17 protein-coding genes are annotated in these 19,540 nt (G+C 74.8%); 8 read left to right on the top strand and 9 right to left on the bottom strand.

Annotated features, from left to right (window positions below; all coding sequences use genetic code 11):
• Positions 1-276 precede the first annotated feature (276 nt).
• A complete protein-coding gene (locus tag ABTY61_RS33470) occupies positions 277-1,773 on the top strand; it encodes a HEAT repeat domain-containing protein (protein ID WP_350508905.1) in 1,497 nt (498 codons plus the stop codon).
• Positions 1,774-1,863: 90 nt separating this feature from the next.
• On the opposite strand, the gene ABTY61_RS42060 is transcribed toward ABTY61_RS33470, so the two are convergent.
• From ABTY61_RS42060 to ABTY61_RS33485, 3 genes are all read right to left on the bottom strand, one after another.
• On the bottom strand, positions 1,864-2,169 hold the full coding sequence (locus ABTY61_RS42060; protein ID WP_502895471.1) for an undecaprenyl-diphosphate phosphatase: 306 nt from the start codon (positions 2,167-2,169) through the stop codon (positions 1,864-1,866).
• Between the two features lie 86 nt (positions 2,170-2,255).
• The gene (locus ABTY61_RS33480; protein WP_350508906.1) at positions 2,256-2,972 is read right to left on the bottom strand and encodes a class I SAM-dependent methyltransferase; all 717 of its coding nucleotides are present in this window, start codon (positions 2,970-2,972) and stop codon (positions 2,256-2,258) included.
• A 57-nt stretch (positions 2,973-3,029) separates the two neighbouring features.
• Complete coding sequence (locus ABTY61_RS33485) at positions 3,030-3,563, bottom strand: PadR family transcriptional regulator (protein WP_350508907.1); 534 nt, start codon at positions 3,561-3,563, stop codon at positions 3,030-3,032.
• Between the two features lie 115 nt (positions 3,564-3,678).
• Here ABTY61_RS33485 and ABTY61_RS33490 point away from each other — a divergent pair, with 115 nt between their 5' ends.
• Entirely contained in the window at positions 3,679-4,467 is a 789-nt protein-coding gene (locus tag ABTY61_RS33490) for an alpha/beta fold hydrolase (protein WP_350508908.1), read from the top strand.
• 217 nt (positions 4,468-4,684) lie between these two features.
• On the opposite strand, the gene ABTY61_RS33495 is transcribed toward ABTY61_RS33490, so the two are convergent.
• The 3 genes from ABTY61_RS33495 to ABTY61_RS33505 all read right to left on the bottom strand — a co-directional run bounded on the left by ABTY61_RS33495 (position 4,685) and on the right by ABTY61_RS33505 (position 7,355).
• Complete coding sequence (locus ABTY61_RS33495) at positions 4,685-5,461, bottom strand: LamB/YcsF family protein (RefSeq protein WP_350508909.1); 777 nt, start codon at positions 5,459-5,461, stop codon at positions 4,685-4,687.
• A gap of 142 nt (positions 5,462-5,603) precedes the next feature.
• Complete coding sequence (locus tag ABTY61_RS33500; protein WP_350508910.1) at positions 5,604-6,128, bottom strand: hypothetical protein; 525 nt, start codon at positions 6,126-6,128, stop codon at positions 5,604-5,606.
• 189 nt (positions 6,129-6,317) lie between these two features.
• On the bottom strand, positions 6,318-7,355 hold the full coding sequence (locus ABTY61_RS33505; protein WP_350508911.1) for an IPT/TIG domain-containing protein: 1,038 nt from the start codon (positions 7,353-7,355) through the stop codon (positions 6,318-6,320).
• 220 nt (positions 7,356-7,575) lie between these two features.
• Here ABTY61_RS33505 and ABTY61_RS33510 point away from each other — a divergent pair, with 220 nt between their 5' ends.
• The 4 genes from ABTY61_RS33510 (at position 7,576) to ABTY61_RS33525 (ending at position 15,432) form a co-directional block, all read left to right on the top strand.
• Positions 7,576-9,084 carry a hypothetical protein gene (locus ABTY61_RS33510; RefSeq protein ID WP_350508935.1) on the top strand — a complete coding sequence of 503 codons (1,509 nt, stop codon included), beginning with the start codon at positions 7,576-7,578 and terminating at the stop codon, positions 9,082-9,084.
• A gap of 79 nt (positions 9,085-9,163) precedes the next feature.
• Positions 9,164-10,039 carry a hypothetical protein gene (locus tag ABTY61_RS33515; protein ID WP_350508912.1) on the top strand — a complete coding sequence of 292 codons (876 nt, stop codon included), beginning with the start codon at positions 9,164-9,166 and terminating at the stop codon, positions 10,037-10,039.
• A gap of 49 nt (positions 10,040-10,088) precedes the next feature.
• Positions 10,089-14,654: a hypothetical protein gene (locus ABTY61_RS33520; protein WP_350508913.1), complete on the top strand. Its 4,566-nt coding sequence runs from the start codon at positions 10,089-10,091 to the stop codon at positions 14,652-14,654.
• A gap of 19 nt (positions 14,655-14,673) precedes the next feature.
• A complete protein-coding gene (locus tag ABTY61_RS33525) occupies positions 14,674-15,432 on the top strand; it encodes a phosphodiesterase (protein ID WP_350508914.1) in 759 nt (252 codons plus the stop codon).
• Between the two features lie 46 nt (positions 15,433-15,478).
• Here the strand turns inward: ABTY61_RS33525 and ABTY61_RS33530 are convergent, their stop codons facing one another.
• Together ABTY61_RS33530 and ABTY61_RS33535 are read right to left on the bottom strand one after the other, a co-directional pair.
• A complete protein-coding gene (locus ABTY61_RS33530; protein ID WP_350508915.1) occupies positions 15,479-15,817 on the bottom strand; it encodes a hypothetical protein in 339 nt (112 codons plus the stop codon).
• Between the two features lie 168 nt (positions 15,818-15,985).
• Complete coding sequence (locus tag ABTY61_RS33535; protein WP_350508916.1) at positions 15,986-16,681, bottom strand: FadR/GntR family transcriptional regulator; 696 nt, start codon at positions 16,679-16,681, stop codon at positions 15,986-15,988.
• Positions 16,682-16,835: 154 nt separating this feature from the next.
• Between ABTY61_RS33535 and ABTY61_RS33540 the strand changes: the two genes are divergently transcribed.
• Positions 16,836-17,390: a gluconokinase gene (locus tag ABTY61_RS33540; RefSeq protein ID WP_350508917.1), complete on the top strand. Its 555-nt coding sequence runs from the start codon at positions 16,836-16,838 to the stop codon at positions 17,388-17,390.
• A 2-nt stretch (positions 17,391-17,392) separates the two neighbouring features.
• Positions 17,393-18,784: a GntT/GntP/DsdX family permease gene (locus ABTY61_RS33545; RefSeq protein WP_350508936.1), complete on the top strand. Its 1,392-nt coding sequence runs from the start codon at positions 17,393-17,395 to the stop codon at positions 18,782-18,784.
• 83 nt (positions 18,785-18,867) lie between these two features.
• Here ABTY61_RS33545 and ABTY61_RS33550 read toward each other — a convergent pair whose 3' ends face one another.
• Complete coding sequence (locus ABTY61_RS33550) at positions 18,868-19,491, bottom strand: TetR/AcrR family transcriptional regulator (RefSeq protein WP_350508918.1); 624 nt, start codon at positions 19,489-19,491, stop codon at positions 18,868-18,870.
• Between the last annotated feature and the right edge of the window lie 49 nt (positions 19,492-19,540).

Here is a 19,540-nt window from a genome sequence, read left to right on the forward strand (position 1 = left end):
CGCTCGGTGTGCCCCGCCGTGCGCGGGGCGTGGTGGTGGTGAGAAGACTGTCGCACAGCGTCGCGACCGGCGTGGGCGATTTGGACAGAACGCAGGCAAAATTCCTCTGGCATATGCCACCCTGGCAGGGGCCTTCGTTGCCCTGTGTGCGGAAGGGGGCCCGAGGCGGTAACCTTCGGTGATTCCGGCGCCCGGGCGCCCACCGCAGTACCGACCAGAGACCCCGGCGACGGAAATCCCGTTGCCACTACGACCGCCGCAACGGATGCTGACCTCATGTTCGAGCCAGTGATAGCACCTAGCGCCAGCCTCCTTGGCCTCCTTCAGCGAGGCCGTGGAGACGGGCAGCTCCATGCGCTGGCTGCCGACCGTGCCGAGGCCATCGCCGCGCTGGAGGAATGCGTCACCAGGGATCCGCGGGCCGACTGGCAGGTCGAGAGCCGCTCCCTCTACTACGCACGCCTCTACATGGAGCTGGAGGCCTCCCTCGAGGGCATCGAGGACCACCTCCACTCCGCCGAGGACCTCGTCAGCGACGACGAGAGCCGCACCGGCCTCGCCCTCTCCGTCCTGGGCCACCTCGCCGCGTACGGCCGGCGCGACGCGCTGCTGATGCTGCGCGAGTACGCCGCCACGGGCGCCAACTGGGCCTGGGCCCTGGACGAGCTCGCCCTGCGCGACGACGACCGGGGCCTGCTGCTGCTCGGCACCGCCGTGCTGGACCGCTTCCCGCCGGGCCCCGAGGGCGACGCCGAGCTGCGCGACTTCATCCGCAACGCCTACGAGCCCCGGCCCTGGCGGCTCTGGGCGGCCTACCACCCGAGGGTGGCCGCCGCCGGCGAGCAGTCGCCCTTCGACCTCTGGCAGCGCCAGCTCAACCGCGGCGGCGTCACCCCGGGCTGGTCCACCGCCGACGTCCTGGCCTGGGCCGACCAGGGCCGGCTGGGCGACCTCGGCGCCGGCGCCTTCCTGAGCCGCCCCGAGCCTGTGCGCACCGACGAGGACCGCTCCGGCCCCGACGCGGTGGACCGCCGCGCCGCCGCGGCCGCCCGCTGTCTGACCGCCGTGGTCCGGCCCGAGGACCGGCCGGTCCTGCTGGAGGCCGCTCGCGACGGCTTGCCCGGCGCCCGCCGGGCCGCCCTGCGCTACCTGGTCGACCAGCGCGACCCGGCCGCCCTCGAACTGATCGAGGCCGCAGCAGCTGACGTGGACGACCGGATGGTCCGGGCAGCGTTGGAGCTGCTCGGCCGGATGCGCGGCCCCGAGGTGCTGGCCCAGGCCCGCCGCTGGGCCGACCCGGCCAGCGGAGGGGCCGACAGCGCGCTCGGCGAGACCGCCGTGCGCCTGCTCGCCGACGCCGGGGAGCCGGCCGACGCCCCGCTGGTGGTCGCCGGACTGCGCCGCTGGATCTCCGTGCGCGGGGTCAGCGGTGCTGGGCTCGGGTCCCTGGTCGACGGTGCGGGGCGGCTGGCCGCCGCCGACGCCGTCCCGGTCCTGCGCCACATCTACGGGGAGGCCGCCTCCTCCGAACTGCGCGGCCGCGCCGCCCGGGCGCTCGCCGTGACCGACGTGCACTTCCCCGAGGGGCCCGCCGTCGAGTGCCTCTGGGACTGCGAGGAGTCCACCCGCGAGCTCGCCGCGCGCCATGTCGCCACCACCGGCGACGCGCGTGTGCTGGAGCGGCTGCGGAGGCTCGCCGCCGACCCGGCCGAGGAGGCCGAGGTCCACGCCGCCGTACGCGGCCGGCTGACCGCCAGGGACTCCGGCCGGTAGGCCCGTCAGCGTTCAGTGGGGCCGGGGCACCGACACGGTGCCCCGGCCCCACTGCGTCGCCGCCCGGGCGGCCGTCGGTGGAACTGGGTTCTACTTGACCGGGCCCGCGTCCGGGGCCAGTGCGCCGCCCGCCACCAGGCCGATGATCAGGGTGCCGAGCAGTACCCGGTACACCACGAACGGCAGGAAGCTGTTGTTCGAGATGTACTCGAGGAACCAGGCGATCGCCGCGTAGCCGACCGCGAAGGCGATCAGGGCGGCCAGGATCGTCGGCCCCAGGCCGGGGCCGGGCCCTCGCCGATCCTGAACAGCTCCAGCGCCCGGCGCGCGGCCGATGGTACGGGGTGGAGGTGACAGTTCTTTGTTCGCCCTTTGACCGGCCTTTGCGTACCGGATCCGTGCCGCCGTGCCGAGTTCACGTCCGGCCCGCGCCGGATCCGCGCCGGGTTCTCAGTCGGATCCGTGCCGGGTTCTCAGCCGGGTCAGCCGGCCGGTCGGGCCCGGACCCAGGTGCGGTCCTCCGTCAGGTACGTCTCGACCCGCAGTCCGGCGTCCGCCAGGGCCTCCTCGAAGGCCGCCGCGGTGAGCGGGCGGGACAGGAAGGTCTGGGTCCAGGTGCCGTCCGGGAATACGTACTCGGACCGGACCGAATTCACCCCGGAACCGACCGGTGTCGTGGAGAGGATCCGTGCCACCCCGTCCGTCCCGGCGATCCGGCTCTCCCGGGGCACGTTGCGGTGCCAGTCCTCGCCCTCGCGCTGCACCAGCACGCAGCCGTCCTCGGCGACGTGGCGGCGGCAGGTCTCCAACAGGCCCTGGCGCACGGCCGGATCGCCGGCGTGCACCAGGAAGGAGGCCAGCATCACGACGTCGAAGCGTTCGCCGAGGTCCAGCCGTTCGATCGGGCTGCGCACCGTGCGGACCTCCGGGCGCACCCGGGCCAGCATCTCGGCGGACTCGTCCACGGCCGTCACGGCGAAGCCGCGCTCGATCAGGGGGTGGGTCATCCGGCCGACGCCGCAGCCCAGTTCGAGGATGCTGGCGCCGGGCGGGACGGCTGCCTCGATCACGTCCGGGATGTCGCCCGCCGGGAGCCGGGTCCACACCTCCACCGAGCAGCCGTCCGGGGTGATCGCGCCCGTGCCCGTGCCGTCGTAGCCCTCGCGTCGATCGTCGTTCTCGTCGAAGTCGTTGCCCATGGCGGTCATCGGAGCACGCCCGGGGCGGGGAGGGAAGGGCGTCCGGGCGGCTTTCGGTCAGCCCGTCAGGAGCTCCAGCTCGGCCAGGGTGGCGCGCAGCCAGCCGAGTTCGGCCTCGGTGGTGGCCCGGGCGGTCAACAGCAGGCCGCGCCGGAACGGGTCGGTGAACTCCTCGGCGGTGCGCGGGCGGTCGCCCTCGTAGAAGAAGCTGGCGGGCTCGGACAGGAAGGCCAGGCGGCGGCGGAGCACGGCGGCCTGGGCGGCCGGGTCGTCGAGGTGGCGGAGGAAGGAGACCACGGTGGTCCAGCGGTTCCCGTCGCTGATGTCGAGCGGCTCGGGCTCGCGCAGCCGGTCGAGCAGCGCGGTGCGGCCGGCCCCGGTCAGGTGGAGGGTGTGCCGGGGTGCGGCGGCGCTGCCGGGCTCGGTCTCGCGGACCAGCAGGCCGTCGGCCTCCAGCCGTTTGATCGCGGGGTAGAGCGAGCCGTCGCTGATCGGGCGGATGTGGCCGGTGAGCGCGGCGAGGTGGCGGCGCAGTTCGTAGCCGTGCAGCGGCCGGTCGTACAGGAACCCGAGGATCGCGAGCTTGAGCATGGGGTCACTCTCCCAGATCCGCGTCTCGGTGTGGCGATATATCGGTTCCGGTATACCTCGGTGTCGAGGTATCGTGTCGCCTCGACAGCACCGATCGACCCAGGAGCGTGTGAGCGTGCGCGAAATCCCCGTCACCCCGAACGACGACCGGATCCGCTGGGTCGAGCTGCCCGGCGCCGAGCCCGCCCGGCTCTACCTGCACGGCCTCGGCGCCAGCTCGCCCGTCTACTTCGCGGCCGCCGCCGTCCACCCGCTGCTCGCCGGGCGCCGCTCCCTGCTGCTCGACCTGCTCGGCTTCGGGATCAGCGACCGGCCCGCCGACTTCGGCTACACCCTGGAGGAGCACGCCGACACGGTCGCGGCGGCCGTCACGACGGCCGGACTCCGCCAGGTCGAGGTGGTCGCCCACAGCATGGGCGGCGCGATCGCGATCGTCCTGGCCCACCGCCACCCCGGGCTGGTCTCCCGGCTGGTGCTGGTGGACGCCAACCTCGACCCGATCGCGCCCGACCCCGAGCGGATCGGCAGCAGCGGGATCGCGGGCTACACCGAGGCCGAGTTCCTGGCCGGCGGCCGGGCGCAGGTCGCCGAACGGGTCGGCCCGTCCTGGTGGTCCACCATGCGGCTGGCCGGCCCCGAGGGCCTGTACCGCAGCGCCGTGCACCTCGCCCGGGGGAGCGATCCGACCATGCGCGCGATGCTGCTCGGGCTCGACCTCCCGCGCACCTTCATCCACCCGGAGGCGGACGGCCCCTCGGGCGCCGACGGGCTGCGCGCGGCCGGGGTACGGGTGGTGGAGGTGCCGGACTGCGGGCACAACATCATGCTCGACAACCCGGACGGCTTCGCGGCTGCGGCCGCCGTCGCCCTGGGCGCGGACGAGGGCGGGCAGGCACCCGCCTAGGCGGCCCGGGCCGCGCCGCCCGCGGTTCGCTCGACTCGGCTCGCGCCGGTGTGTCCGTCGGCGACCTCGGCGGTGCCCGGGAGCCCGACCGGCAGCGCCCGCTCGCCGATCCGCCGCACCGGACCCGAACCGCCCGGACCCGAACCGCCTGGACCCGAACCGCCTGGACCCGAACCGCCCGGCCGTGTCGGCCCGCCGGGCCCGCCGGGCCCACTCGTCATGAGAAGGCCTCGACCCGCACCCCGGCCGAGGCGAGGGCACCGCGGATCCGCCAGGCGAGCTGCGCGGCCCCGGGGGTGTCCCCGTGGACGCACAGCGAGCGGGCCTCGACGGCGATCCGGTCGCCGCCGACGGCCTCCACCGTGCCGTCCCGGGCGATCCCGACGGCGCGGGTGATGACCGTCTCGGGGTCGTGCACCACCGCGTCGGGCTCGCGGCGTGGGACGAGGGTGCCGACCCAGGTGTAGGCGCGGTCGGCGAAGGCCTCGGCGACCACCGGCAGTCCGACCCCCTCGGCGACGGCGAGCAGCCGGGAGCCGGGCAGTCCGAGGACGGGCAGCGGCCCGTCGCAGACCGCGCCCGCCCGCAGCACCCCGGCCACCACGGCCTCGGCCTGCTCGGAGTCGGAGACCACCCGGTTGTAGAGCGCGCCGTGCGGTTTGACGTAGGAGACCCGGGAGCCGGCGGCCCGGGCGAAGACCTGGAGGGCGCCGATCTGGTAGGCGATCTCGTCGGCCAGTTCCTCCGGCGGGACGTCCATGGCGCGGCGGCCGAATCCCGCGAGGTCGCGGTAGGACACCTGGGCGCCGATCCGGACGCCGCGTTCGGCGGCCAGGGCGCAGACCCGGCGCATCGTCGACGGGTCCCCGGCGTGGAAGCCGCAGGCGACGTTGGCGCTGGTCACCACCGACAGCAGCGCCTCGTCGTCGGTCAGGGTCCAGCGCCCGAACCCCTCTCCGAGGTCCGCATTGAGATCGATCACCGCATCGGCCACGCGCGTCCGCCTCCCAGCAGCTGTTGAGCCAGATGGTAGGGCCTTGCGATGAAGCCCGTCGGCCGTGACCCGGACGGCCGACGGGCCCCCCGGCGCGCGGCCTGGTCATTCGCGCCCCGGGGCGGCGCTGTGGGCCACCGACTCAGTTCGCGGCAAGGCGCTCCTGGAAGGAACGTTCCAGCGGACGCAGGGCGCGCAGCACGATCAGCAGCGGAATGACGCCGAAGACACCGAACGACATGTCGATGAATCGCCACGCGAGCGGTATCCCGCGCAGTGGTCCGCAGATCAGTGCCGGCGGGATCACCGCGCCGCAGGCGAGCACCGCCCAGCGGATCACCCGGATGTTGCGGACCGGGTCCTTGAGCGGCCCCCAGAAGGCGGCGCCGATCACCAGGTGGGCGAAGGCCAGCCAGTCGGTGCCGTACGCCAGGAAGGGGTACTGCCGGTCGGTCTCGGCGATGCCGGTGTGGACCCGCTCGAACCAGGCCGTGACGGCCGGGAGGTGGTCGGTCAGCGGGGCGGCCGGGCCGGTGGCGAGCTCGACCAGCCAGCGGGTCTCGGTCTCCAGCGGGAAGGCGGTCAGGCCGCTCAGCACCAGGCAGACCAGGAAGAACCGGAGCCACCGCCGGGCCCGCCGCAGGATGACCGCAGGATCGCCGTCCATCACGCATACCTCCCGCGCGCGCCGGGCGCGCGCCCATGCCGAATGTGCAGCCGGGCCTTGTCCCGTCTGCGTACGGTCGACTCTGGACCCTCGATTTGAACATGTTCAACTATCTCCTCGGGCCGCCGGTGCCCGCGCGCACCGATGCCCGGGCGCCGGAGCGGCACCCGGGCATCGGGGGAGGAGCGGCTACGCCGTGTACGTGAACGTCACCGGCGCGCTGGTGCCGCCCGCCGTGGTGACCGTGACGTCCACCGGCCCCGGCTGGGCGGCCGACGGCGCGTACGCCGTGCAGAACCTCGGGCCGCAGGAGACCCGGCCGGCCGGCACCCCGCCGAACCGCACCGACCCGTACGTCAGGTCGGCGCCCGCGATGGCGACGTAGGTACCGCCGGCCGCCGGCCCACTGGCCGGGCCCAGGTAGGTGACCGTCGGCACGGGCGGCGCCGGCGGGGCGGCACCGGTGTAGTCGAAGGCGACCGGCGCCGCCGCCGTGCCGCCGGGGGTCACCACGCTGACCGGGGCGCTGCCCGACCCGCCGGGCGTGGTCACCGTGCAGGCGGTGTCGGTGCAGCTGCCCGGCGCCGGAACGCCGCCGACCAGCACCATGCCGTGGCTCAGGTTGCTGCCGCTGACCGTGACCGGGGTGGCGCCGGTGCCCGGGCCGGTGGTGGTGTCCAGGCCGGTCACGGACGGCGCGTCCGGGACGACCGGCGCCGGGGTGCTGCCGTCCAGGGTCGCGATCGCGACGTGGCCGGCGGGGTCGGTGTCGTTCGGGTTGCCGATGGTCGCGACCAGTTGGCCGGACGCCTTGGTCGGGTCGCCGTACACCTTCAGCTTCATGAACTCGGAGAACCCGACCCGCCGGGAGCCGACCAGCACGGCGTCCAGGTGGCGGCCGTCCGGCGAGACGGTCTCGGTGAAGGTGTAGTCGTACGGCGTGGAGTAGAACATCGCGCCGTCGGTGGTGAGCCCCTGCGGCAGGTCGAGGGTGATGTGGGTCGGCCCGGTGAGGTCGGCCGTCCCCGCCGAGCTCCAGCTGACCGAGAACCCGCCCGGCCCGGGCGGGGTGGTGCTCGGCAGGTAGCCGTTCAGCGAGACCGTCACGTGCTGCGCCGAGGGGCCGGGCGCGTCGGTCGGCGCGGCCGCGGCGACGGCGGCGCCGGTGAGGAGGGTGGTCACGGACAGCGCGGCGGCGAGGCCGGCTTTCGCGAGTCGGGTGATCATGGGTCGATCATCACCGAACCGTCGCGCCGGCCCACGGCTTTCTCGCATGCCCGTTCGAGAATGGCGGAATCCCGTCGAAACCCCGTTCTGATTCGGCCCCGTACGGTGCCGCTCAGCTGCCGCGCCGCCCGTCCACAAGGGCCGTTTCGGTCGATGTCGGTGCGAACCTCTAATCTTGTCCTCCGTGACCGTCATCGCTGACCCGCCCACCGAGCCCGGCCTGCGCCCGGCCGCCGGCGCCGCCGTGCCCGCCCCGCGGCCCGCGCCCGGCCCCGCCGCCGACGAAGGCCTGGCCCGCCGGCTCAAGGCGCTGGCCTGCACCGCCCCGCTGCACGACCTGGACAGCCGCAAGGTCAACCTGGCCGGCGAGTACGGCGGCTACGCGATGGCCGAGGTCGGCCTCGCCGCGATCGACCTGGTCACCCTGCACATGGACTTCGACACCGGGGCCGACCGCGACATAGTGCTCGCCCGGATGCTCCCCCGGGTCGCCGCCCAGGCCCCGCGCCGGCCCGCCCCCGAGCACGAGCGGGTCGCCCGCTGGGTGCTGGAGTCGCTGATCAACGTCGGCAGCGTGGACCGCGGCTTCCGCGCCGTCTACGGCACCTTCGGCGCCGACGGCGAGTACGTCCGCCGGGACTACGACTTCAAGCTGATCGAGGAGGTCCCCGGCCCCGACGGCGGCGTCTACCTGCGCACCACCGACGAGGCGGTCAACGTCCTGGTCGGCGCGCTCGACACCGACGTCACCTCGGCCCAGATCGCCGCCGAGGTCAAGCTGGAGGTGCTGATCCGCCGCGGCCGCCTGGCCGACGCCCAGCTGGCCGCCGAGCAGGCCCGCTACCGCACCGTCCAGTACGCCGAGACGCTGCGCCGCGCCCTCGACGCCACCCGCCGCAACGTCCGCGCGGTCGACTGGATGCAGGCCGTCCCGGACCTCATCGACGAGGCGCTGGACCACATCGCCGACCGCTACCGGCACGAGAACGCGATTCTCACCAACATCCGCAAGGCCCGCGACGAGGCCGAGGACCAGGAGCACAAGCGCCGCGCCGCCGAGCTGGTCGACATCGTCAAGGACTGCATCCGCCGCCACACCCAGCTGCAGACCCGCCTGCTGGAGGCCGGCCCGCTGTTCCGCGCCGAGCAGGACCGGCAGGCCTTCGCCACCCCCGGCGCCCGCAGCGGCATCGACCTGTACGGGCAGCTGCTCGCCCCCGTGCTGCGGCTGCCGATAGAGCAGGCCGTCCGCCCCACCGGCGCCTTCTTCGCCCGCGGCGCCGGCCTGCGCACGCCCGTCTCGGTGCGGGTCGCCGACCTGGTCGACCTGCTGCTCACCCCGCCGGTCGAGCGCGAGCACCTCGGCGCCGAACTGCCCGATCCGGACCTGGTCGCCACCCCGGACGACAGCCGCTTCTCCGAAGCCCAGCTGGAAGCCGCCCAGGAACTCCTCGACCTGCCCCCGGACGCCCCCCGCCGGCTCTCCGGCCTGCTCGCCGACGCCCGCAAGCAGGACCCGGAACTCCCCTACCTGGTCGCCCTGCTGGCCGTGCACGCGGCCAGCCCGCCGGTCGGCACCGCCTACCGCCAGGGCGAGGAGCGGCTGCTGTTCGCCGTGGACGACGGCACCCCGCTGCGCGACCGGGAGTTCGGCGGCGCCGACCTGATCGTCGGCAGCGCCCTGCTCGACGCCGTCGGCATGGCCGCCGACCGCAAGGACGCCGGCTGACCGGGCCCGACCGCGACACAACCACAGGCACCACCGTGACGAACCACCACCACCGAGCCACCCCCGAGGAGCACCGCCCGTGACGACCCACCACGACACGTCCTGGGCGGCCGAGACCGAACCCGCGGCCCCCGCGCCGATCACCCCGGCCGACGTCGCCGACGCCGCCCGGCTGGTCTCCTTCGGCCTCCAGGCCAAGCTGCTCCCCGCCCGCGACGCCGAGTACGCCGAACTCGTCCGCCGCCACCGCGAGGACCCCCCGTTCGCCCGGCTCGCCGACGCCATCGCCACCGGCATGGGCCTGGTCGTCCTGGAGGTCTCGCCGCGGGCCGGCATGGCCGTCGCGGCCGCCGAGGAGTCGCTGTTCGCCGTCCGGATGGGCGACTACTCGCGCCGCGCCGCCTCCGAGAGCACCGACCGCTTCCTGCACGGACTGGCCCACCTCGCCGTCGCGGCGATGGCCTTCCCCCGCCCCGAGGACCTCGCCGACGACGGCTACCTCGGCCGGATCACCGTCAACGGCGTCGACTCCTTCGTCCGCCAGGCCTGCCGCCGCCTGGAGGAGCAGGCCGACGCCGACGGCGCCAACACCGACCCGGCCAGCGACGCCCCCGGCCTGGAGGCCGCCTGGCGGGTCTGGGCCCGGCGCACCGCCACCGGCGCCACCAAGGACGCCCGCCGGCTCTCCGGCTCCACCATCGGCATCGTCGCCAAGGCGGTGATGTTCCTGGTCGACTCCGGCTTCCTGCAGAAGGTCTCCGACGACTCCGGCGGCACCTACCGCACCACCGCCCGCTACCAGCTCCAGGTCCGCGACCTGGCCGGCAGCGCCGCGATGGCCGAACTGCTCGACCTCGGCATCGTTCCGGTCTCCGACGGCACCGCCAGCCTGCTGCCGCCGGACACCTCCGACGAGCTGGTCGCCGACGCCGGCCTGCCCTTCCACTCGCTCTGACCACCCCACCGTTCTGACACCCACGTAGACGCACGGAGAACCGCCGCACATGTACGAGCTCAACCGGGTCCGCCTCTACTCGATCGGACCGGCCGGCGCGCGCTACGCCGACACGGTGCTCGACCTGCGCGGCGTCGGCGAGCCCGTCGCCGACCCGGCCCCGCAGCAGATCGGCCTGTTCGGCGAGGACACCGAGGGCCCGGTCCGCCGCCCCGCGCCGGCCGGCGTGCTCTTCCTGGAGAACGGCGGCGGCAAGTCCGTCCTGCTCAAGCTGATCTTCTCGGTGATGCTCCCCGGCCACCGCAACACCCTCGGCGGCGCCAGTTCCGGCGTGCTGCGCAAGTTCCTGCTCGCCGACGACTGCGGCCACGTCGCCCTGGAGTGGCAGCACACCGTCACCGGCGAACTGATCGTGGTCGGCAAGGTCAGCGAGTGGCGCGGCCGCCAGGTCTCCTCCGACCCGCGCAAGTTCGCCGAGACCTGGTACTCCTTCCGCCCCGGCCCCGGCCTCACCCTCGACTCCCTGCCGGTCGCCGAACGGGTCAGCCTGGCCGGCGACCAGAAGGCCCGCGGCCGCCGCCGCACCATGAAGGGCTTCCGTGACGCCCTCACCGAGGCCGGCAAGGCGCACCCGCACCTCGACCTGGTCTTCGAGGACGGCCACGACCGCTGGACCGAACACCTCGGCGAACTCGGCCTCGACCCCGAACTCTTCCGCTACCAGCGCGAGATGAACGCCGACGAGGGCGAGGCGGCCGGCCTCTTCGCGGTCAAGCAGGACAAGGACTTCACCGACCTGCTGCTGCGCGCCGTCACCGACACCCGGGACACCGACGGCCTGGCCGACCTCGTCCACGGCTTCGCCGCCAAGCTCGGCCTGCGCTCCGAACTCACCGCCGAACGCGACTTCACCGCCGGCTCGCTCGACCTGCTGGAACGCATCGTCGAGGCCACCGCCGCCCGCGAGACCGTCCGCGAGGCCCACCGCACCGCCGAACGCCGCGCCCGCCGCCTCGCCCACGCCCTCACCTCCCGGGCCGCCGCCGAGCGCGACCGCGCCCAGGACCTCGCCGTCGAGGTCGCCGCCGCCGCGGCCGCCGTCACCGCCGCCGAGTCCGACCGCACCCGGCACGGCCTGATCGCCGACGAACTCACCCACCGGCACGCCACCCTGAGCCTCGCCGCGGCCACCGCCGAGGCCGCCGCCCTGCGCCGCGAGCTCATCGACGCCCGCACCCTGCACTCCGCCTGGCAGGCCGCCGAGGCCGTACTGCGCCAGCGCGCCGCCGCCGACCGGGTCGCCCGGGTCGCCGCCGCGATCCGCGAGGCCGAACTCGACGCCGCCCCCGCGCTCGCCGCCCGCGCCCGCGCCGCCAGCGCGCTCGCCCGCGCCCTGGAGGCCGCCGCCGCGGCCGCCGAAACCCGCGCCGACACCGAGGAGCAGCGCGCGAGCGAGCTCCAGGAGGACGGCGCCAAGGCACAGTCCGACGCCACCGAGGCCGCCACCGCCGCCCAGAAGGCCCGCAGCGAGGCCGAGCACCTGCGCCAGCGCCTCGCCGAGGTCGAGCAGGAGACCGAGGCCGCCGTCGAGGCCGGCTTCATCGACTCCGACGGCGACGTGGACCCGGCCCGCGCCGCCCTGCACGCCGCCGACGTGGAGAAGGCCGCCGCCGCGGCCCTCGCCCAGGCCCGCGCCGCGGCCGAGGCCGGCGCCGTCCGGCTGCGCGAGGCCGCCGCCGCCACCTCCCGCGCCGAACTCGCCGCCGAGCGGGCCGGCGACGCCCGCAAGGACGCCGCCCGCGCGCTGGCCGCCGAGCAGCGCACCGCCGCCCTGCTCGCCACCGAGCAGCGGCTCGCCGACCTGCTCTCCCTCACCCCTTACCAGGAGGACGCCGAGGAGGACGCCGGCTTCCTCACCCCCGCCGTGCTCGACCGCAACGCCGAGTACCTGCGCGAACTCCTCGACGAGGCCATCGCGACCGCCGAACGCACCCTGTTCGACCTGCGCACCGCGGCCGCCGACGACTCCCGGATCCTCGCCGCCCTCGGCGACGGCGGCCTGCTGCCGCCCGGCCCCGACGTGCTGGCCACCGTCGAGTACCTCGCCGAGCACGGCATCCCCGCCCTGCCCGGCTGGCGCTACCTCGCCCAGTCCGTCGACCCCACCGACCACGAGGCGATCCTCGCCGCCCGCCCCGAACTCGTCGACGGCGTGGTCGTCACCGACCCGTCCTCGCTGGAACGCGCCCGCGAGGCCCTCCAGGCCGCCGCCCTGCTGCCGCGCTCCACCGTCGCCGTCGGCGCCGCCGCCTCGCTGATCGCCCCGATCACCGACGAGCCCGCCTTCTTCCTGGTGCCGCCGAACCCGGCCATGCACGACGAGTCCGCCGCCGACGGCGAGCGCCGCGAACTGCGCGCCCGCGCCGCCGCCCGCGAGGAGCACATCCGCGAACTCGCCGGCCGGCTCGGCGCCGACCGCGCCCTCGCCGCCCGCCTCGCCTCCTGGCACGCCAGCTGCCCGCCCGGCACCCTCGCCGAACTCGCCGCCGCCGCCGAAGCCGCCCGCGAGCACGCCGAGCAGGCCGCCGCCGCCCTGGCCACCCTGCGCGCCGACCACGACGAGGCCGAGACCGACCACGCGGCCGCCGCCTCCGCCCACGAGGAGCACCGCGAGACCGCCCAGCGTGCCCGCCGCCGCGCCGACGCCCTCTCCGGCCTCGCCTTCCGCCTGCGCGAGCGCGCCAACTGGGCCCGCCGCCAGCGCGAACTCGCCGAGGACGCCGCCGAGTGCGACCGCCGCCAGGCCGTCTGCGCCGAACGCGCCCGCACCTGCGACGAGGACCGCCGCGCCGCCCAGCGCGCCGCCGACGACGCCCGCCGCACCGTGCGCGCGCTGCGCGCCGAACGCGCCGAGATCCCCGCCGCCGAGCAGGCCGACGAGCCCGCCGGGCAGACCGCCCCCGCCGCGCTGCCCGCCCTGCGCGAGGCCTACCGGGCCGCCTCCCAGCTGTACGAGAAGGTCGGCGTCGGCGCCGACCTGCGCGCCGAGCAGGCCCGCGCCGAAGGCGACGAGGCCGCCGCCGCGACCGAGCTCGACCGCCTCACCAACAAGGTCCGCACCCGCGCCGAGGAACTCCTCGGCAGCCCCGACGGCGCCGACGGCCCCGCCCGCCAGGCCGCCGTCGCCCGCGCCGAGGAACTGGTCGCCACCATCGAGGCCCGCTCCGCCGCCGCCAGCGAGCAGCTCGGCCGGCTGCGCGGCGAGGTCGAACGCTCCGCTCCCGCCGACGGCGAGGCGCACACCGAACTGCCCGAGGACCTCGTCCCCACCGACCCCGAGCACGCCCAGGCCCTGCTGCGCACCGCCACCGGCCGGCTCGCCGAGTGCCGCGAGGCCGTCGACACCGCCCGCACCGCCCACGCCGACCTGCAGCGCACCTTCGACGCCGCCCAGTCCGCCGGCGCCGACTTCGACGAGCTGGCCGGCCAGCTGCGCGACGGCCTGCGCGAGCAGCAGGAGGAGGACGGCCAGCCGGTCGAGCCCTACCTCGGCTCGCTGCCCGAGGCCCGCAACGCCTCCACCGACGCCCGCCGCGGCCTGCGGACCGCCGTCGGCGAGCTGTCCTCCGCCGAACTCGCCGTCCGGGACGCCTCCGACGCGCTGGTCCGGCACGCCAACGCCGCCCGCTACGAGGCCGTCCGCACCCCCGCCCGCCAGCAGATCCGCGAACTGCCCGCCTCCGCGCTGCCCGAGCACGCCGCCGCCTGGGCCGCCGCCTTCGCCCCCCGGCTGCGGGTGCTCACCGACGAGCTGACCCAGCTGGAGAAGAACCGCGGCTCGATCGTCGACCGGCTGCGCGGACTGGTCGAGTCCTCGCTCACCACCCTGCGCGCCGCCCAGCGGCTGTCCCGGCTGCCCGAGGGCCTGGGGGAGTGGTCCGGACAGGAGTTCCTGCGGATCCGCTTCGAGGACCCGGACCACGCCACCCTGGTCGAGCGCCTCGGCGAGGTCATCGACGAGGCCACCCGTGCCGCCGTCCGGAAGAACAGCGACCTGCGCCGCGACGGCATGTCCCTGCTGCTGCGCGGCGTCGCCGCCGCGATCGGCCCCAAGGGCGTCAGCGTCGAGATCCTCAAGCCCGACGCGGTGCTGCGTGCCGAGCGGGTGAGCGTCGGCCAGATGTCCGACGTCTTCTCCGGCGGCCAGCTGCTCACCGCCGCTATCGCGCTCTACTGCACGATGGCCGCGCTGCGTGCCAACGACCGCGGCCAGTCCCAACTGCGGCACGCCGGCACGCTGTTCCTCGACAACCCGATCGGCCGCGCCAACGCCACCTATCTGCTGGAGCTCCAGCGCGCGGTCGCGGACGCGCTCGGCGTCCAGCTCATCTACACCACCGGCCTGTTCGACACCACCGCGCTCGCCGAGTTCCCGCTGGTGATCCGGCTGCGCAACGACGCCGACCTGCGGGCCGGCCTCAAGTACATCTCGGTGGAGGAGCACCTGCGCCCCGGCCTGCCCGCCCCCCAGGACCCGGACGGCCCGACCATCCACGGCGAGATCACCGCCACCCGGATGTTCAAGCGCCCCGCGGAGGTTCCCGCCCAGCCGTGAACTGGTTAGCGTGATCGCCATGCTGACGATCGCGCACCTCAGTGACATCCACCTCGGCCAGGTCCACAGCCGGGACGGCGGCAAGCGCGCCCGGCGGCGGGCCGAGCAGGTGATGGCGTACCTCAACGCCCTGCCCGGCCCGCTGGACGCGGTGCTGGTGACCGGCGACCTCGCCGACCACGGCCTGCCCGAGGAGTACGAGCAGGTCGCCAAGGCGCTGACCTCGCGGCACCCGGTGCTCACCTGCCCCGGCAACCACGACGTCCGGGCGCCGTACCGGCAGGTGCTGCTCGGCGAGGAGCCCTCGGCGGAGCCGGTCAACCGCTTGCACCGACTGGCCGGCGCCGACGTGCTGATGCTCGACTCCTCGATACCCGGGCAGCACGACGGCCTGCTGGACGACCCGACCCTGGCCTGGCTGGACGCCCAACTGACGTCCGGCCGCCAGGAGTTGCCCGCGCTGGTGGCCTTCCACCACCCGCCGGTCGAACTGCACGTCCCGTACGTCGACGGGATCCGCCAGTTCGGCGAGGCGCGCCTGGCGGAGGTGCTGCGCCGCCACCCCCGGGTCGCCGCGCTGCTCTGCGGGCACTCCCACACCCCCGCCGCGACCACCTTCGCGGGCCTGCCGCTGCTGGTCGCACCCGGGGTGGTCTCCACCATCGCGCTGCCCTGCGAGGGCGGCCGCGGCATCACCTTCGACCACCCGCCGATGCTCGCCTTCCACGTCCTGGACGGCGACGGCCGACTCACCACCCACTACCGGATCGTTCTCTGACGATCCGCCGATCGCCGTACGGTCCGCGGAGGTTCCCCGGGCGGGGTCAGGTCCGCGGGCCCGGCCGGGGGAACGGGCGGGCGGCCAGCGGCTCGGGGGCGCCCCGGCTGCCCGCCATCGGCGACGCGGAGTTCGGCCCGCGCATCCGCTGGGCGGCGACCTGGCGGGAGACCAGGATCTCCAGCAGGCACCACATCGTGCCGAACACCCCGAGCCCCATCGCCATCAGCGCGGGTGTCATCAGCCAACTGCCCGCGTACGAGGCCAGGGTCGCGACCACCACGCCCACCAGCGTGAAGGAGAGGCAGAGCACCGCCCGGACGGCGGCGGAGCGCACCTCGTCGGGCAGGCGGCGTCGGCGTCGGCGTCGGCGTGGCACGGGCATCGGGCGACCCCCAGGCGCGGGTTCGGTGGTGGACGGGTGGTGGACACGGGAAGGGTGCACACGAAATGCGCCCCCTCGCCTCACTCTGCCCCGTCGAACCCGGACCATGCGTCCGAATCCACCGAACTGCCGCCAAACCGTGTCATCCGGGCGGGCGGCCGCCGGGGGCTAGTCCAGCTGCAGGTTGAGCTCCTCCAGGGCGCCGGTGACGATCGTCCGCATCGCCCGCTCGGCGTGCGCGGCGTCCCCGCCGCAGATCGCGTCGGCGACCTCCCGGTGCAGCCTGATCGCGTACGGCTCCGGCTGATGGGGCATCAGATGGTACTCGGTGCGGCCGGTGAGCACCGCCCCGACGGTGTCGCCGAGATGGGCGAACATCTCGTTCCCGGAGGCGCGCAGTACGAGGGCGTGGAAGGCGATGTCGTACCCGAGGAAGGTGGTGAGGTCGGCCTCCCGGGCGGCGACCGTCAATTCCACGGCCAGCGAGCTGAGTTCGCGCCGGTCGTCGTCGGTCGCGTGGCTCGCGGCGAGCGCGGCCGCGGCCGGTTCGACGGCCACCCGCAGTGAGCCGAGCGAGCGCAGCTGGGCGGGCCGGTCCGCGCCGGCCAGGCGCCAGCGGATCACCATCGGGTCGAACACGTCCCAGAGCGACTTCGGCTGGACGGTGATCCCGACCCGTCGCCGGGACGCCACCAGGCGCATCCCCTCCAGGATGCGCACCGCCTCCCGGACGACCGTCCGGGACACCCCGAACCGTCCCTCCAGGTCCTCCCCGCGCAGCACCGCGCCCTCGGGGATCTCCCCGGAGGCGATCGCCGGCCCGAGCTCGTCAAGCACCCGACCGGGCAGCCCCTGGATCTCCATCCGCCCAGCCTAGACGCCACCCGTCACCAGCCCCCACCCCGCCCGCGGGTCCCTCGCGGCGAGGAAGTAAAAGTATGACGATTTGGTTTCCCCCACTTGAATACGTCATATCTTTGAGGCGATAGTGGCGGCCTGCAACGAAGGAGCACCACCGATGGCTCTCAACGTCGAGAACCGCGCCCTGCCGGGCACCCCCCTCACCGTCGTGGTGATGGGCGTCTCCGGTGTCGGCAAGACCACCCTGGCCCGCCTCCTGGCCGACCGCCTCGACCTCCCCTTCGCCGAGGCGGACGAGTTCCACCCGCCGGCCAACATCGCCAAGATGTCCGCCGGCACCCCGCTGGACGACCGGGACCGTGCACCCTGGCTGCGCGCCATCGGCGCCTGGCTCAAGGAGCGCACCGAGGCCGGCACCGGCGGCGTGGTCACCTGCTCGGCGTTGAAGCACGGCTACCGCGACATCCTGCGCGCGGACGCCCCGGGCGCCTTCTTCCTGCACCTCAGCGGTGGCCACGAGCTGGTCGAGGACCGGCTCTCGCACCGCTCCGGCCACTTCATGCCGACGTCGCTGCTCGGATCCCAGTACGCCGCCCTGGAGCCCCTGGGTGCGGACGAGCGCGGCGCCGTCCTGGACGTGGGCCCGTCCCCCGAAGAACTCGTCGAGATGGCCGTGGCGCTGCTGCGGCCCGTCAATGGAGACCTCGCGTGAGCATCGCCCCCACCCTCCTGGCCGCGGCCCCCCCACCGGCCCTGCCGCACACCGGCAGCGACTCCCAGCTGCTGATCGCGGTGCTGCTCAGCATCGGCGCGATCGTCGTGCTGATCACCAAGCTGAAGCTGCACCCGTTCCTCGCCCTCACGCTCGGCTCCGGCCTGCTGGCCGCCGTCGCGGGCGTCCCCTTCGACAAGCTGCTGAACAGCTTCTCCACGGGCTTCGGCGCAACCGTGGCCAGCGTCGGCCTGCTGATCGGCCTGGGCGCGATGCTCGGCAAGCTGCTCGCGGACTCGGGCGGCGCCAACATCATCGCCGACACCGTGCTGTCCCGGACCGGCAACAAGGCGCTGCCGTGGGCGATGGCGCTGATCGCCGCCGTGCTCGGCCTGCCGCTGTTCTTCGAGGTCGGCGTGGTCCTGCTGATCCCGATCGTGCTGCTGGTCGCCCGCCGCGGCAACGTGCCGCTGATGCGGGTCGGCATCCCGGCCCTGGCCGGCCTGTCGGTGCTGCACGGCCTGGTGCCCCCGCACCCGGGCCCGCTGGTCGCCGTCGACGCGCTGAAGGCCGACCTCGGCATCACCCTGGCGCTCGGCCTGCTGATCGCGATCCCGACCCTGATCGTGGCCGGACCGCTGTTCGCCCGGGTGGCCGAGCGCTGGGTCGGCCCGCTGGAGATCCCGGCCGCCACGGCCCCCGAGGAGGCCGTCAAGCAGGAGCGCACCCCGTCCTTCGGCGCGGTGCTGGCGACCATCCTGCTGCCGGTGGTGCTGATGCTCGGCAAGGCGCTGGCCGACGTGGTGATCGACGACCCGAAGGCGACCGGCCAGCGGGTCCTCGACTTCGTCGGCTCGCCGCTGATCGCCCTGCTCGCCGCGACCCTGCTCGGCATGCTGACCCTCGGCCGGGCGGCCGGCTTCGACAAGGCCCGGATCTCCGACACCGTCGGCAAGGCGCTCGGTCCGATCGCCGGCATCGTCTTCATCGTGGGCGCGGGTGGCGGCTTCAAGCAGACCCTGATCGACGTGGGCGTCGGCAACGCGGTGAGCGAGTGGTCCGGCAAGTGGCACATCTCGGCGCTGCTGCTGGGCTGGCTGATCGCCGTGCTGATCCGCCTGGCCACCGGCTCGGCGACGGTCGCCACCATCACCGCGGCCGGCATCGTCTCCCCGCTCGCCGCGAACATGTCCTCGACCCACGCGGCCCTGCTGGTGCTCGCGATCGGGGCCGGCTCGCTGTTCCTGTCGCACGTCAACGACGCCGGCTTCTGGCTGGTGAAGGAGTACTTCGGGATGAGCGTCGGGCAGACGCTGAAGTCCTGGTCGGTGATGGAGACGATCATCTCGGTGGTCGCGATCGCGCTGATCATGCCGCTGAGCCTGATCATCTAGCGCGCCCACCCGCAGCACCGCCGAGGGGCGGCACCCGTAACGGGTGCCGCCCCTCGGCGTTCCGGTCGATGACCCCGGTGCCCTCAGTGCCCCAGCAGCCCCGACAGCACCGCCGCGGTCGCCGCCAGCAGGTCCTCGGCCGCCGCACCGCCCGCCGCCGTCCGGGCCAGCAGCCCCTCCCGCGCGGCCAGGACGACCGCCGCCGTCTGCCGGGCGTCGGCCCCGGCCGGCACCAGCTCCGGCAGTGCCCGCTCCAGGACGTCCGCCAGCGCCCGCGCCACCGTCCGGTCGTGCGCGGCGACCTGCTCGGCCAGCGCCTCGGACCGGGCCGCGACCAGCCGGAACTCCAGGAACAGCAGGATCCACCCGGTCTCCGCGGGCTCGACCCGCAGCAGCGCCTCGACCAGCAGCCGGGCGCGCTCCGGCGGCGCCAGCGCCTCGCAGGCGGCGGCGAGCCGCTCCAGCTCGGCCATCCGCTCGGCGGCCTGGTCGTCGAAGAGCGCCAGCAGCAGGTCCTCCTTGCCGCCGAAGTTCGAGTAGAAGGCCCCGCGGGTGTACCCGGCGGCGGCGCAGACGTCCTCGATGCTCGTCCGGGCGAAGCCCACGGTGAGGAACAGCTCGCCCGCCGCGGCGAGCAGCCGGGCCCTGGTGTGGACGCGTCGGCGGGGCGGGCGGGGAGCGGCGGTGTCGGCGGGGGGTGGGTTCACACCAGCACGATACATGGTGTATTCAGTACGAGTCGTATTCAATACGAGC

The sequence above is a fragment of the Kitasatospora sp. NPDC096128 genome (assembly GCF_040303105.1).
In the GTDB taxonomy this organism is placed as follows: Bacteria; Actinomycetota; Actinomycetes; order Streptomycetales; family Streptomycetaceae; genus Kitasatospora.

Excerpts from the sequence above, each read along its gene's own strand:
- ABTY61_RS33470 (WP_350508905.1), top strand. The coding sequence starts at position 277 with ATGTTCGAGCCAGTGATAGCACCTAGCGCCAGCCTCCTTGGCCTCCTT.
- ABTY61_RS33500 (WP_350508910.1), bottom strand. The coding sequence starts at position 6,128 with ATGGACGGCGATCCTGCGGTCATCCTGCGGCGGGCCCGGCGGTGGCTC.
- ABTY61_RS33535 (WP_350508916.1), bottom strand. The coding sequence starts at position 16,681 with ATGGAGATCCAGGGGCTGCCCGGTCGGGTGCTTGACGAGCTCGGGCCG.
- ABTY61_RS33520 (WP_350508913.1), top strand. The coding sequence starts at position 10,089 with ATGTACGAGCTCAACCGGGTCCGCCTCTACTCGATCGGACCGGCCGGC.
- ABTY61_RS33540 (WP_350508917.1), top strand. The coding sequence starts at position 16,836 with ATGGCTCTCAACGTCGAGAACCGCGCCCTGCCGGGCACCCCCCTCACC.
- ABTY61_RS33485 (WP_350508907.1), bottom strand. The coding sequence starts at position 3,563 with ATGCTCAAGCTCGCGATCCTCGGGTTCCTGTACGACCGGCCGCTGCAC.
- ABTY61_RS33505 (WP_350508911.1), bottom strand. The coding sequence starts at position 7,355 with ATGATCACCCGACTCGCGAAAGCCGGCCTCGCCGCCGCGCTGTCCGTG.
- ABTY61_RS33530 (WP_350508915.1), bottom strand. The coding sequence starts at position 15,817 with ATGCCCGTGCCACGCCGACGCCGACGCCGACGCCGCCTGCCCGACGAG.
- ABTY61_RS33480 (WP_350508906.1), bottom strand. The coding sequence starts at position 2,972 with ATGGGCAACGACTTCGACGAGAACGACGATCGACGCGAGGGCTACGAC.
- ABTY61_RS33525 (WP_350508914.1), top strand. The coding sequence starts at position 14,674 with ATGCTGACGATCGCGCACCTCAGTGACATCCACCTCGGCCAGGTCCAC.